Consider the following 14211-nt stretch of genomic DNA (forward strand, 5'->3'; position numbering starts at 1 on the left):
AGAAGTGATCGATACAGTGGGGAAACCAGGCGCGCGCATTGCAGTCATCGCGGGCACGCCGGGTGCTCACGGCGAACGGAAAAATCGCAAGGGCGAACAACGAGTGCGCGCAAGACCAGCTTGCGCGCGGGGAGAGCATCAGGCGCTGGGTGGGCGCTGCTGGAGGGGAAGGTCGGGGTCGGGCAATGCGCCGGCGCGGTGCGCGGGCGCGCCGCTACCGGCGAGCCCGGCGACAAAGCGAAGGGGCGAGGCCGGCAACAGGGATTCGGCCAGGTCGGCGCCGGGCTGCGAAGGATCGCCAGGATCAGCGGAGCCCGGGGCTTCGTCCGGGTCCGCCGCGATGCTGGCAGCGGCCGCGTCGGCGCGATCCCGGTTATCCACAGCGGCGTATGCGGCATCTTGTGCCGCCTGCGCCGCCGTGCCGCTCGAATCCGGCTGCGCCCACCCATGCGACGCCGCGTCGCCGACCGCGCACACGCCTGCGCCTGCCCAGCTCTGGAAGGGCATGACGGCAAGCATCAGAAGCAGCAGCAGGAAGCGGATGGCGCGCACAAATAGGTTGGTTTGGGATCGCTCGATATGGGGATTCGACACGAATCCGTGGCGAGAATTCTACAGGATGCGGCATTGCCACATGTAGTACCGCAAGCATCACATCCCAACACTTAGCCGAGGATTTTTTGCGCGGCGCGCGTCCCCCACCAGGCGGCTTCCTCGAACACCGAAACGCCGGACAGGTCTGCGTGGGCGAACAGGACGCGCCCGTCGGCCGCGCGCAGCGCCGCGGCGCCGGCGTTGCCGAGAAAGCCGGTGCGCGGCGAGGCCATGGCATGCCCGCGCACGGTGATCTCCACCGCGTCGGCGTGGCGCCAGAAGGCACGCCCGTAAGCCGTGCGCAGGTCGGTGGTGGCATAGTCCATCAGTTCGGCGGGGCTGGCCTCTGCCAGCCAGCGGCGGGTATCGGCGAGCGGGCGCGGTGCCGCGCCCGGGTCGGCGGCAGCGTCGAGCGGGCAGTAGGCGGTGAACACCGTGGCCGCCGGCATCGCTTGCCGGATCAGCTGATGCGTGCTCACTACATAGCCCAGCCCGCGCCCGCCGTGCACCACGTTGTCCCAGGCCAGCGGTACGCCGGCTGCCTCCGGCGGGAAACCGCGCAGGCGGAAGCTCGACACCATCCACGACGCGCTGGGCGGCAGGTGGCGCGCCGGGTCGAAGCCGAACTCACGCAGCGGCGCCACACGGGCGGCCACATGCAGCGGCATGGCGCAGATCACGCGGCGCGCGCGGATGCGGTAGAGGCGCGGTGGCCGGGCGCCCACGCCGTCCGGCCACCAGGCGCACAGCACCGAGACCTCCCGGCCTAGCTCCCGTAGCTGCAAGGCCATGCCGGGGCGGCGCCAGGGCGGCGCGCTGCCCTGCCGCCCCGCGCCGCGGTGCGCATCGATCCGTGCCGAGAGCCGCGTCACCAGCGCATGCAGCCCGTCGGGCCAGGTCAGCACGGCGCCGTCGGCAGCATCGCTCGCATGGCCCGCGCGGCTGGCGAAGTAATACAAGCCGGCCCAGGCGGAGATCAGATCGTGGCCCGCGCCGTAGTCGTCGCGGCAGCAGTAGTCCACATACGTATGCAGGGTGGGCGAGGTATAGCCTTCGGCCAGCATCCATTGCCGCATGCTTTGCCGGTCCAGCGCGGTCCAGGCCGGATCCTGCGAGGCCAGCGCCAGCGGAATGGCGAAGGCCTTGCGTCCATCGCTGCCGCGCGCGGCCTTGAGTTGCTCGACGCGGGCCAGGAAGCGTGCGTGCTGCGCGGCTTCCTCGTCCGGCACGGCATCGCTGGGCAGCAGGCCATCGTGCCATTTGCCGTCGAAGAGCAGGCGCTCGTCGGGCGCATGCACCAGCGCGCGCTCGTCGAACTCCGGCCGCGCGGCAAAGGGGTCGCGCCGGATCACGCCGGTATCCGCCAGCATCTCGCGGATATGCGTGGATTCGGGCGAGGGCAGCGGCAGGTAGTGCGCGCCGCGCGGGAAGGCCAGGTCGCCGCCGAAATTGCCGCCCGCCGCATTGCCGCCGAACTCCGGCCCGTCCACCAGCACGAAATCCTTCAGCCCGCCGCGCGCCAGCTGCCACGCCGCGCTGAGCCCGGCCACGCCGCCGCCGAGGATGGCAACGTCGGTCACGATCTCGTCCTGCGCGGGTACGGCCGACGGCCAGCTGGCGGCATCGCGCAGCGCATGGCCTTCGGCCATGCCGGGGCGCAACACGACGGGCGCGGGCTCGCGCAGGCCGACGCCCGCCAGGAAGCGGCTGGCATCGTCGCCCAGCCGGTCGCAGCCGGAGAGCAAGCCCAGGCCGGCCGTGCCGGCGCCGGCGATCAGGAAGCGGCGGCGGTCCATTCGGGCTCCCCGTGCTGGCAACGGCAATCAGCGAATGACATTGCGCCAGTCCTGCTCGAAATCGTGCACCAGCGTCTGCTCGTTGAGCCGGTTCGCGCGCGCCTCGCGCGGCGCCATGTCGGCGGGGAAGCGGAACATCAGCGCGGTGCTGTCGGCGTCGAGGAACCTGAGTGGCACGCTGTAGCGCGTCGGCGGCGTGTAGTCGGCGCGCTTGGCCGCCAGGATGAAGCCCCACTCGCCGAAGGACGGCACGTAGGCATGGTAAGGCCAGGTATGCAGGCCCGCTTCGCGCAGCGTGGCGTCGATATCCCAGAACGAGCGCGGCGCGAAGTAGGGCGACGTGGACTGCACCACCGCATAGCCCTTCTCGGCGAGATGGTGCGACATCAGCTTGTACATCGGCACCGAGTACAGCTTGCCGAGCCCGAAGTTGGACGGGTCGGGCAGGTCGACGATGATGGCGTCGAACATCTCGTTGCGCTGTTCCATCCATTGCGCGGCATCGGCATTGACCACCTGCACGCGCGCATCCTTGAGCGACCCCTGGTTCAGCGCCACCAGCGGTTCGCTGCGCGAGAACAGCGTGGTCATGGCCGGGTCGAGGTCGACCAGCGTGACGTGCTCGATATTCTTGTGCTTGAGGATCTCGCGCACCGCCAGCCCGTCGCCGCCGCCGATCACCAGCACGCGGCGCGCCCAGGGCAGCGCTTGCAGCACCGGATGCACCAGCGCCTCGTGGTAGCGATGTTCGTCGCGCGAGGAGAATTGCAGGTTGCCGTTGATATAGAGGCGCAGGTCATCCTTCCAGCGCGTGATCACCAGGCGCTGGTACGGCGTGCTTTCGCTGTGGATGATCTCGTCGCCGAACATGCCGCGCTCCGCCCAGTGGGTGAGCCGCCCGGAAGCCAGGAAGCCGCCGGCCAGCAGCGCCAGCACCAGCGAGGCACGCAGCATGCGTGACATGACCGGCTTGAGTTCGTCACGGAAGATGTGGAGGGTGGCCAGCGCCACGCCGGCATTGAGCATGCCGAACAGGAAGCCGGTGCGCGACAGGCCCAGGCGCGGCGCCAGCACCAGCGGGAACACCAGCGAGACCGCCAGCGCCCCGAGGTAGTCGAAGGTAAGCACGCGGCTGACCAGTTCGCTGAAGGCGGTGCGGCGTGTGTTGAGCACGCGCATGACCAGCGGGATCTCCATGCCCACCAGCACGCCGAGCACGAACACCATGGCGTAGAGCGCGGTGCGAAAGGGCGCCGACAGCCACGCGAACACGACGAACAGCAGCGCGGCGGAGATACCGCCGAGCAGTCCGATCAGGATCTCGATATCGATGAAGCGCGCCAGCACGTCTTCGTCCTTCACATAGCGCGACAGCCAGGAGCCCACGCCCATGGCGAACAGGTAGCAGCCGATGATGGAAGAGAACTGGAGGATGGAATCGCCCAGCAGGTAGCTGGAAAGGGCGCCGGCGATCAGCTCGTAGCCGAGCCCGCAGGACGCCACGATCAACACCGAAAGAACAAGGGTACGGTCGCGCATCAGGTAATCAGTCGGGTCGGCGGTCGGGATCGGATGGGCAGGGGAGGGAGGGGAGCAGGCGAGCCGCGATACAGGATCCGCCTGGCACGCTGTAAATTGTTGTCATTGCCGGAAATGGACAACGATATACTTGAGCGCCGGCGCGGCAGCGTAGCCGGCAGGATACTGCCAAAAGTTGAACCGGAACACCGTCGTGGAACCCGCCGGAGAATAACAACGATGCAAGCCATCTACGCCTACGTGCTGCACTTGCTGGCTGGCCTTGCCCTGCTGGCAATGTTCGTCGGAGTCTACACCAGGATCACGCCCTTTCGCGAGTTCGCGCTGATCCGCCAGGGCAACCTCGCTGCGGCGCTGTCGCTGTCGGGAGCAATGATCGGTTTTTGCTTTACGCTGTCGTCCAGCATCCAGCACAACGACACCTTCCTGATGTTCCTGGTGTGGTCGGTGGGCGCGATGCTGGTCCAGGCGCTGGCCTACGCCGGGCTGACGCGCGCGCTGCCCGACATGGACGCCGCGATCGAGTCGAACAATATCGGCATGGGCGGGCTGATGGGCGCCATCTCGGTGACGGTCGGGGCGATCAACGCCGCCTGCCTGTCCTGACTGGCCGGATTTGCTGGGAATTTGCTGAGAACTTTGGGGATCGCCATGAGCATCGGATCGTTCATCAAGAAGCAGTTTATCGACATCCTCCAATGGACCGAGGACAGCGACGGCGTGCTCGCCTGGCGCTACCCGATGGAGGATATGGAAATCCAGTACGGCGGCAGCCTGACCGTGCGCGAGTCGCAGATGGCGGTGTTCGTCAACGAAGGCAAGATCGCCGACGTGTTCGGGCCCGGCATGCACAAGCTCACCACGCAGACGCTGCCGGTGCTGACCTACCTGAAGAACTGGGACAAGCTGTTCGAGTCGCCCTTCAAGTCGGACGTCTACTTCTTCAGCACCCGCCTGCAGATCGGCCGCAAGTGGGGCACCGCCCAGCCCATCACCATCCGCGACGCCGATTTCGGCATGGTGCGGCTGCGTGCCTTCGGCCTGTACTCGTACAAGATCGCCGATGCCGCCAGGTTCTACACGGAGATCAGCGGCACGCGCGCGGAGTACACCCGCGACGAGGTGGAAGAGCAGCTGCGCAACCTGCTGATCGCCACCATGACGTCCACGCTGGGCGGCGCCTCGGTGCCGTTCCTCGACATGGCCGCCAACCAGGCGTTGATGTCGCAGACCATCCGCGACAAGCTGGCGCCGGAGTTCGAGCGCTATGGCGTGGCGCTGGATAATTTTGCGGTGACCAATGTGTCGCTGCCGGAGGAACTGCAGAAGGCCATCGACACCCGCATCTCGATGGGCATGATGGGCGATATGGCGAAGTACACGCAGTACCAGGTCGCCACCTCGATCCCGCTGGCCGCGCAGAACGAAGGCGGTGTGGCCGGGCTGGGCGCCAGCCTGGCGGCCGGCGCGGTGATGGGCCAGGCGATGGCGGGCGGGCTTGGCGCCGCCGCTGGCGTACAGCCCGCCGCGCCCGCTGCGGCGGCTGCGGGTCCGGCTGCGGCACCCGCGGACGATCCCGCCGCGCGGCTGCAGAAGCTCAAGGACCTGCTCGACAAGAGCCTGATCTCCCAGGCCGACTTCGATACCGCCAAGGCCGAGATCCTGAAGAAGCTGGTCGGCTGAGCGTAGCGGACGCATGCAAGAAATCAATTGCCCAAGTTGCGGCGCGCCGGCGGCCTTTCGCTCGTCGGCCGCCGTGATGGTGGTGTGCGAGTACTGCCACAGCACGCTGCTCAAGGACGCCGACACGGTCAAGGACATCGGCAAGATGTCCGCCGTGCTGGAGGACTACACGCCGCTGCAGCTCCATACCTCGGGCCAGTGGGATGGCCAGGGCTTCACGCTGGTCGGCCGCATCCAGCTGCGCTACGACGCCGGGCTGTGGAACGAGTGGTATGTGCTGTTCGACGACGGCAGCGACGGCTGGCTGGCCGATGCCTCCGGCCAGTACATGCTGACCCGGCGCGTCACCGCCGGGCAATCCGCCGCCCAGCTCAACGGCGTGGCGCTGCCGCGCCATGACCAGCTCACGCCGGGCACGCCCCTGTACTTCGACAAGCATCGCTACCTGGCCAGCGATGTGCGCAGCGCGCGCTGCACCGGTGGCCAGGGCGAACTGCCGTTCACGGTCGGCGCGGGCTGGGCCGCGCAGGTGGCGGACTTCCGCGACGAGGGCCGTTTCCTGACGCTCGACTACGCCGACGGCGATCCGCCGGCCATCTATACCGGCCAGGCGGTCAAGCTCGACCAGCTCAAGTGCCAGCTGCTGCGCGAGACCGACCAGATCGCCGGCACCGCCGACCGCTATCGCGGCAAGGCCGTGCCGCTGGCCTGCCCGGGCTGTGGCGGCGCCATCGCCTACCGCGCGGGCGTGGCCAGCTTCGTGGTCTGCCCGAGTTGCCACAGCGAGATCGATTGCACCACCTCGACCGCGCTGGTGCTGGACAAGCAGCGCGAGCTGGATGCGCTGCGGACCAGCCTGGCGCCGGGCGATACCGGCAGCATCGACGGCAAGCCCTACACGGTGCTGGGGCTGATGCAATGCACCGACAACGACGAGGACGAAGCCTCCACCTGGGTCGAGTACCTGCTGTTCAACGAGCAGCGCGGCCTGATGTGGCTGGTCGAACAGGACAGCGGCTGGGACCGGGTCGAGGTGCTCGACACCTGGCCGCGCATGGTGTCCGATACCGCCGCGAGCTACCAGGGCCAGACGTTCCAGCAGGGCTACGACTACCGGAGCGAGGTGCTGTACGCGGCCGGCACCTTCAACTGGCGCGTCAAGGTGGGCGACACCACGCGCCTGACCGAGTTCGGCAAGCCCGCGCGCCGGCTCACGCGCGAGACTTCCGATACCGAGATCGTCTGGACCTTGTCCACCACCGTGCCGCGCTCCCAGGTCGCGCTGTGGTTCAAGTCCAGCCCCGGGCTGGCCGAGGCGGCCCGGGCCTCGTCCGGCACGCGCGCGGGCAGCACCGATGACCTCGCCTTTTGCCGCAAGAGCGCCAAGGTCTACGCCATCCTCCTCGCCATCCTCAACGTGCCGGTGGCCCTCGTCACCGACCGCGGATGGTTCACCATCGTCGTCGGCTTCCTGCTGCTGTGGGCGCCGATCTGGCTGGTCCAGCGCTGGGCCGGAAAGGACTAAGACAGCGTGCGCCTGCTTTACCTCGTCTACGGCATCATCGTGCTGTTCGGCACGACCTTCTTCAACATCGGCGATACCGGCCGCTCGGGCTCTTCCTCGGGCTATAGCAGTACGCGCGGCTGGAGTGGCGGCTCTTCCGGCTCCAGCGGCTGGTCCTCCGGCGGCGGACACAAGTGAGCGCGCAGGCATGAATGCGCCGGCGTTACCCTGTCCGGCCGTGCTCGGCCACCACCTGCTGGCCGACCTGCAAGGCGTGGCCAGCGAACTGCTGGCCGATGCCGCCCTGGTCGAGCGCGTGCTTTACCAGGCGGCGCAGGCCGCCGGCGCCACCGTGGTCGATGCGCGCTTCCGGCACTTCGGGCCGGGCCTTGGCGTGACCGGGGTGCTGCTGCTCAAAGAGTCGCATATCAGCATCCATACCTGGCCGGAATACGGCTTTGCCGCCGTGGATGTCTTCATGTGCGGCGCCGCCCGGCCCGAACTGGCGGTGGAAGTGATGCGCGCGGCCTTTGCGCCGCGTACGCTCGCCTTGCGGGACCAGGCGCGGGGACCGGCCCCGGCCCCGGCCTGAGCCGTTTCGTCCGGTCCTGGGACGGCTGGCAAGACCCGCCTCCATGGTCTACACTGCATACAACCCTGTAATTACTACAGGGATCCTGCATGAGTATGGCAGTGACCTGGAGTCGGCATGCGTATTGGTGAACTGGCAAGACACAGCAGTTGCGACGTGGAAACCATCCGCTACTACGAGCGCGAAGGGCTGCTCGACGCACCCCAGCGTGAGGACAACGGCTATCGCCGCTATGGCGACAGCCATCTGCTGCAGCTCAATTTCGTGCGCCACTGCCGCTCGCTGGGCATGAGCCTGTCCGACGTCCGGCGGCTGCGCGACTTCGAGCGGGACCCGACACTCGCCTGCGACGATATCAACGCCCTGCTGGATCGCCAGATCGAGCAGATCCATGCGCAGCGCGTTGCGCTCGAGGCCCTGGAGGGCCAACTGCGGGCGCTGCGCCACACCTGCGACCAGCCCCATCCGGCCAGCGAGTGCGGCATCCTGCAGAACCTGCAGCAGGCCGCGGCCGGCGCCGCCTGCGAATGCCATCCGCATGCCGTGGATCAAGGCTAGGGTTGCGCCCCGGTGCTGAACTGTGCCGGCTATGCTACGATTCCTCAACTTGCCGCGCACCAAGCTGGTGAAAAGTGCGGCAGTACGGTCCCGCGACGATGCGTTTGAGTGAGCCATTGCTCTCATCGATCCCGCCGCGTGGCGCGCTTTCCCGAATTTCCATCCAATAGTTGCCGCACATAAATGACGCTTAGCTGCCTGTCGCTGACCGCTGTCGAGCTTGCCCGTATCGGGCAGGCCGGCGCGTCCGCGCGCGTAGTGCAGGCGCCGCGCGCGCAAGCCAAGCAGGCGATTGCCTGCCGCCGGATCAGCGCACCGCTTGATCCTGCCCGGTTCCCAGCCTGACGTTCCCCCCAACGCAGGCAAGCGCCGAACCGGGCCGAGTCACTCCCTGTTCGCGGTTTTCCCGCCGTTCCTGACGGCCCCTTATTCCATGACCTGGCAGTGCCCGGAGCCGATCCATGACGGATCGCTCCAGCCGCCCTGGGTCGCCGCATCGCCACTTAGCGAGGATTCATCATGACGGCTTCGTCCAAGCAACAACCGACCCTTTACCTTACCGAGCTCGACGTAACCCGCCTCGAGCGCATTGCCGGGCGTGCCGGCGCCGCCCCGCTGGCCGAGATGCTCGACAGCATCCTGGAGCGCGCCGCCATCGTGCCGGCCGATGCCATTCCGAAGGATGTCGTAACCATGAACTCCAGCATGCTGTGCGTGCTGGAAGGCGAGGCGACGCCGCGCCGCTGGACCCTGGCGTATCCGGACACCGCGGATTTCGACGGGGGCCGGCTGTCGGTGCTGTCGCCGATCGGCCGCGTCCTGCTGGGGGCGCGCGCCGGCCAGACCGTGAGCTACCGCCTGCCGGACGGACGCGAGCAAAGCGTCACGGTGGTCGAGTTGTCGTTCCAGCCCGAGGCCAACGGCCAGTACACCGTTTAAGGCCGCAGCAGGCACATTCAGGGAGGGCACTCACGTGCGCTTTCAGGACGCCGGGCGCGGCGTCCTCGCGCGCCGCAGGCAGCGTTGCGCACACCGTCCCACGGGCGCCCGCGCGCACCGTTGCCCGGCGCCAGACGGCCTCCAGCCTGGGCTGGCAGGCTATCGCACCGCGCGCCAGGCGCTTGCGCCACGCCGTTTCCACGTCCCGGCTGCGCCATCCGGCGGCCAATCCGCACCGTTCGTCCGCACTTCCAGCGTTTCACGACTCGCAACGCACCATTCGTCGCAGTGGTATTTCTCCTTGCGCGCCCAGCCACTAATCTTCAGTCCGTGCTCGTAGCGCAACATAGATTGCCAAAGAGCAGCAAGTAACTGCGGCTTAAAACAAAAACGACGAAACAATCAGTTGAAGGAGTCCCAAATGAATGCCAAACGCATCCTGGGCAGCGCGCTAGCAGTGCTTTTGGTGGCCGGATCGGCCGCGGCACTGGCGGCCCCCGCCACCAGCAAGGTCGGCAAGTTCGACGTTTATGCCGATGCGTTGCGCACCGGCAAGTTCGATACGTTCGTTGACGGCGCCAAGGCCGGCAAGTTCGATACGTTCACCGACGGCGCCCGTGCCGGCAAGTTCGACCCGTTCACAGACGGCGCCAAGGCCGGCAAGTTCGATACGTTCACCGATGGCGCGCGCGCCTTCAGTGGCGAAATCTCTGCCAGTTCGCTGGACAATTCGCGCTCCGGCGACGGAACGCTGTACGGCTACAAGGTCTGATCCAGACCTCGTGTTACCAGGCGGCCACTTAGGTGGCCGCCTCGGTTATGCGCTTGATTTCCCGCTTTATCTCCCACCCGCCCGGCTGACCTCCTCCTCCTTCTCTCTCCCGCCGGGCGGGTGATTTTTACCCGCCGCTCCCGCTGTACCTTCCGATATACCGCCCGCTGTACATTCAGCCCCTTCCGCAGTTCCGCAATTCATCCCGCTTCAAGCCATAACGCCTCAAAGGGTGGCACGCGCCCGTCATTCCCGCTCGCGCCGGGGACGCCGGCGCCCGATCAGGACATAGAGCAAGGGGACCGCCAGCGCGCCGATCACGGTCGCGCCAAGCATGCCGCCCAGCACCCCGGTGCCGACCGCGCGCTGCGCTGCCGCCCCTGCTCCGGTGCTGATCGCCAGCGGCACCACGCCGAGGATAAAGGCCAGCGACGTCATCACCACCGGACGCAGCCGCTGCCGGGCGGCCTGGCTGGCAGCTTCGACCAGCCCCATGCCGCCGCGGCGCAACTGCTCGGCGTACTCCACCACCAGGATGGCGTTCTTGGCCGCCAGCCCCATGATCACGATCCCGCCCACCTTGAAGTAGACGTCGTTCGGCATCCCGCGCAGCCAGATCGCCGCCAGCGCGCCAAGCAGGCCCGCGGGCACGATCAACAGCACCGCCAGCGGCAGGGTCCAGTTTTCATAGAGCGCCACCAGGCACAGGAAGATGAACAGCAACGACAAGGCGAACAGCCAGGGCGCCTGCGCGCCGCTTTGCTGCTGCTCGAAGGCGCGCCCGGTCCAGCGCACGTCATAGGTGCCGCCCAGTTCGCGGACCACGGCCGTGAGCCGCTCCATCGCCGTGCCGGTGCTGTGGCCCGGCGCCACGTCGGCGTTGATGCGCACCGAGGGGAGTCCGCTGAACCGCTCCAGCGTGGCTTCACCCTTGCCCCACACCAGTTCGGCGAAGGCGCCGAGCGAGACCATGCCGCCGTGCTCGTTGCGCACGTGCACGCGTGACAAGTGGGCGGGGTCCATCCGGTAGGGCGCGTCTGCCTGCAGGATCACCCGGCGGATACGGCCTTCGCGCGCCACTTCGTCGACGTAGCGCGAGCCCAGCGTGGCGGACAGCGCATGGTGGATGGCCTCGGGCTCCACGCCGAAGCTGCGCGCGCGCTCATAGTCGATGCGCAGGTCCAGTGCCGGCGCGGGCTGCGCCGTGGTGGCACGGACCTCGCCGAGCGCGGGTTCATCCTTGGCCGCGGCAAGCAGCTTGTCGCGGGCGGCGAAGAGCGCCTCGCGTCCGGTGCCGGGCTGCGCGACCAGCCGCATGTCGAGGCCGCCGGTGCTGCCCAGTTCGGGCAAGGTAGCGCCGCCATAAGCGTAGATCTGCGCGCGTCCCCGGCCTGGCCAGTCCTCAAGCGCAGCCGTCATTCTCGCCAGTAGCGCGTCAGCGCGCTCCCCGGCACCGCGCCGCTCCCAGTCTTCCAGTGCCAGGTACAAGCTGGCGCGCTGTTCGCCGCTGCCGGAATTGCTCCAGCCCAGCACGGCAAAGGTGGAGCGCACCGGATACTTGCCGTCCTGCAGCCACTTCTCCAGCGCCGCCACAGCCGTGCGCGTCTCCTCCTGGGTGGAGCCTGCCGGCAGTTCCACATCGATCACAATCTCGCCCGTGTCCTCGTCCGGCAGGAAGCCGGCGGGGATCTGCCATATCAGTACGCCGCCAGCGACCGCCAGCGCCAGGTAGATGCCCAGCCAGCGCAGGCGGCGGCGCTGCAGCGCCTGCACCCATCCGGCATAGCGCGCGGTAAATGCAGTGAAACCGCGCTCGAACCACGCCAGCGGCCCGCGCACCGGATGCGGCGCATGGCGCAGCAGGCTGGCGCACATGGCAGGCGCCAGCGAGAGTGCGAAGAACAGCGAGAAGGCAATGGAGATCGCCAGCGTGATGGCGAAATGCCGGTAGATCACGCCGACCGCGCTGCCCATGAACGCCATCGGCACGAAGACCGCGCACAGCACCAGCGTGACCGCCAGCAGCGCGCCCGACACCTCGCGCATCGAGCGGGCCGCCGCTTCCATCGCACCCACGCCTTCCTCGCGCATGATCCGCTCGACGTTTTCCACCACCACGATGGCGTCGTCCACAAGGATGCCGATCGCCAGCACCACGCCGAACAGCGTGATCACGTTCAGCGAGAGGCCGAACGCGTACAGGCAGGCGACGGTGCCAAGCAGCGACACCGGCACCACGATCACCGGGATCAGCGTGGCGCGCAGGTTGCCCAGGAACAGGTAGAGGATCAGGAAGACCAGCACCGTGGCTTCGCCCAGGGTGGTCAGCACGCGCCAGATGGAACGCTCGACGAACTGCGCGCTGTCGGACGAGATCTCATAGCGCACGCCCGCCGGAAAGCTGCGCGCGGCCTCATCGAGCGCCGCGCGCACGGTGCGCGAAGTGGCCAGCACATTGGCGCCATCGGCCAGTTTGAGGCCGATCGAAGCCGCGACCTGGCCATCGTGGCGCGAGCCGTAGCGGTAGTCGCTGGCGCCCAGTTCCACCCGAGCCACGTCGCGCAGCCGCACCAGCGAGGCGTCGCTGCCGCCGCGCACCACGATGCGCTCGAACGCTTCCGGATCGCTCAGCGGCCGGGGCGGGCGCACCAGCGCCTGGAAGGGCTGGCCCGGCACCGCCGGCGCGCTGCCAAGCTGGCCGGGCGTGACATCGCCGTTGCGCGCCCTGATGGCCTGCTCCACGTCCGCGGCGGTGAGGCCGTAGGCGTTGAGCTTGTCAGGATCGAACCAGATGCGCAGGGCGTACTCGGATCCATAAGGCTCGGCCTTGCCGATGCCGTGCAGGCGGCGCAGCATCGGCAGCAGCGAGCCGGCGGCGAAATCGCCCAGCGCGGTTTCGTCGAGCTGGCCGCCGTCCGAGACCAGCGAGACATACATGAAGGGGCTGCTGCTGGCCTGGTCCACAAAGATGCCGCCACGGCGCACCGCTTCCGGCAACAGCGGTTCGGCCTGCATGACGCGGTTGCGCACGTTGACCTGCGCCAGCTGCGCGTCGGTGCCCTGGCGGAAACCCAGCGTGATGGTGGCGGCGCCGCCCTCGCTGCTGGCATCGAGGTAGAGCAGGCCGGGGATGCCGTGCATCTGCTGCTCCAGCACGGCGGTCACGGCGTCCTCCACGGTGCGTGCCGAAGCGCCCGCATAGTCGGCATAGACGATCACGGTGGGCGGCGCCACCGCCGGATACTGGGCGATGGGAATGCGCGTGAGGGCAATCAGGCCCGCCACCATGGTGAGGATGGCAATGACCCACGCGAAAGCGGGCCGGCGAAGGAAGAAGGACGCCATGACAGATTCGGTTGTCTGGCACCGGCGCGACAGCGGGCCGCCGATCCGGTGCGATGGAACGTGGGACGGCGCGCTAACTGTACGGATAGCGCCGTCAGGCGAAACAGCAGGAGGGGGGAGGGTTGCCGTGGGGTCCGGCGACCCTAACGGGCAGGCGGCGCGAAACCACGCAACAGTGCCGCCAGCAACACCCGCTGGCGATGCGCCAGCGGCTGCCGGTTCTCGCGCGGCAGGTGCTCGAAAGTGATGTCGAGCGCGGCCAGCCCATGAACGGCGGTCCACAGCGCGTCGGTGACGTCGCCGGGGTCATGCCCGGCATCGATCAGCGCGGCGGCCTGCTGGTCGCGCACGCAAGCCAGCAGCACGGCGGCCACCGGGTCCTCGGGGAAACGCTCGCGCCAGCGCTGGTCGATCGCGCGTTCGGCATCGGCCGGCAGGCCCATCATCATCATCAGGTGATAGCTGTGGCGATTGGCCAGGGCCCACGCCACGTAAGCGTCCAGCACCGCCGGCAGGACCCCGGCGGCCGTGCGGGCGGCGGTCCGGGCCTCGGCCAGCGCGGTCGCCAGCCGTACCCAGTCCTGCGCGCATACCTCGAACAGGAGTGCGGTCTTGTCTTCGAAATGCCGGTAGATGGCGGCGGCGCTATAACCGCAGCGCTCGCCGATGCGGCGCAGCGTGACCCCGGCGAAGCCAGCCTCCGCGAACAGCGCGCGGGCGGCGTTGAAGAAGGCCTCGCGCACGCTCTCGCGGCGCTGCGCGGCACCAGCAGCACGTGCCGCGGGCAGCCGCACAGGCACGCCGGCGCGCGCGCCAAGCGGCACGGCTGGCGCGCTGCCGGACGGCACGGCGGCGGGCTGGGCTTGCAGGCTGGGGTGCGGCGGGGGGG

At 68.4% G+C, this 14211-nt stretch carries 13 protein-coding genes; 8 read left to right on the forward strand and 5 right to left on the reverse strand.

All coding sequences use genetic code 11. The features are described from left to right. Positions 1-138: 138 nt before the first annotated feature. The 3 genes from CF70_RS28370 to CF70_RS28380 form a co-directional block, all read right to left on the reverse strand. A complete protein-coding gene (locus tag CF70_RS28370; RefSeq protein WP_051649141.1) occupies positions 139-594 on the reverse strand; it encodes a hypothetical protein in 456 nt (151 codons plus the stop codon). 71 nt (positions 595-665) lie between these two features. After that, a complete protein-coding gene (locus CF70_RS28375) occupies positions 666-2390 on the reverse strand; it encodes an NAD(P)-binding protein (RefSeq protein ID WP_035873124.1) in 1725 nt (574 codons plus the stop codon). A 27-nt stretch (positions 2391-2417) separates the two neighbouring features. Beyond that, entirely contained in the window at positions 2418-3929 is a 1512-nt protein-coding gene (locus CF70_RS28380; protein WP_035873126.1) for a polyamine aminopropyltransferase, read from the reverse strand. A 219-nt stretch (positions 3930-4148) separates the two neighbouring features. Between CF70_RS28380 and CF70_RS28385 the strand changes: the two genes are divergently transcribed. The 8 genes from CF70_RS28385 to CF70_RS28415 all read left to right on the forward strand — a co-directional run bounded on the left by CF70_RS28385 (position 4149) and on the right by CF70_RS28415 (position 9977). After that, on the forward strand, positions 4149-4535 hold the full coding sequence (locus tag CF70_RS28385; protein WP_035873128.1) for a DUF350 domain-containing protein: 387 nt from the start codon (positions 4149-4151) through the stop codon (positions 4533-4535). Positions 4536-4580: 45 nt separating this feature from the next. After that, positions 4581-5612: an SPFH domain-containing protein gene (locus tag CF70_RS28390; protein WP_035873129.1), complete on the forward strand. Its 1032-nt coding sequence runs from the start codon at positions 4581-4583 to the stop codon at positions 5610-5612. 13 nt (positions 5613-5625) lie between these two features. Beyond that, positions 5626-7137 (forward strand): DUF4178 domain-containing protein, encoded by a 1512-nt coding sequence (locus CF70_RS28395; RefSeq protein ID WP_035873132.1) that lies wholly within the window; start codon positions 5626-5628, stop codon positions 7135-7137. Between the two features lie 6 nt (positions 7138-7143). Continuing rightward, positions 7144-7314, forward strand: coding sequence for a hypothetical protein (locus tag CF70_RS37110; protein WP_200876825.1), 171 nt, complete (start codon positions 7144-7146; stop codon positions 7312-7314). A 10-nt stretch (positions 7315-7324) separates the two neighbouring features. Then, a complete protein-coding gene (gene speD, locus CF70_RS28400; RefSeq protein ID WP_035873134.1) occupies positions 7325-7708 on the forward strand; it encodes an adenosylmethionine decarboxylase in 384 nt (127 codons plus the stop codon). Positions 7709-7825: 117 nt separating this feature from the next. Next, entirely contained in the window at positions 7826-8266 is a 441-nt protein-coding gene (locus tag CF70_RS28405) for a Cd(II)/Pb(II)-responsive transcriptional regulator (RefSeq protein ID WP_035873136.1), read from the forward strand. Between the two features lie 519 nt (positions 8267-8785). Further along, positions 8786-9205: a nucleoside diphosphate kinase regulator gene (gene rnk / locus CF70_RS28410; protein WP_035873138.1), complete on the forward strand. Its 420-nt coding sequence runs from the start codon at positions 8786-8788 to the stop codon at positions 9203-9205. A gap of 421 nt (positions 9206-9626) precedes the next feature. Further along, positions 9627-9977 carry a hypothetical protein gene (locus tag CF70_RS28415; RefSeq protein ID WP_035873141.1) on the forward strand — a complete coding sequence of 117 codons (351 nt, stop codon included), beginning with the start codon at positions 9627-9629 and terminating at the stop codon, positions 9975-9977. Positions 9978-10223: 246 nt separating this feature from the next. Here CF70_RS28415 and CF70_RS28420 read toward each other — a convergent pair whose 3' ends face one another. Both CF70_RS28420 and CF70_RS28425 read right to left on the reverse strand, forming a co-directional pair. After that, on the reverse strand, positions 10224-13322 hold the full coding sequence (locus CF70_RS28420) for an efflux RND transporter permease subunit (protein ID WP_035873143.1): 3099 nt from the start codon (positions 13320-13322) through the stop codon (positions 10224-10226). A gap of 143 nt (positions 13323-13465) precedes the next feature. After that, positions 13466-14211: TetR/AcrR family transcriptional regulator (locus CF70_RS28425; RefSeq protein WP_035873145.1), on the reverse strand; the 746-nt coding region annotated here is incomplete at its 5' end.

Source organism: Cupriavidus sp. SK-3, assembly GCF_000611145.1.
Lineage (GTDB): Bacteria > Pseudomonadota > Gammaproteobacteria > Burkholderiales > Burkholderiaceae > Cupriavidus.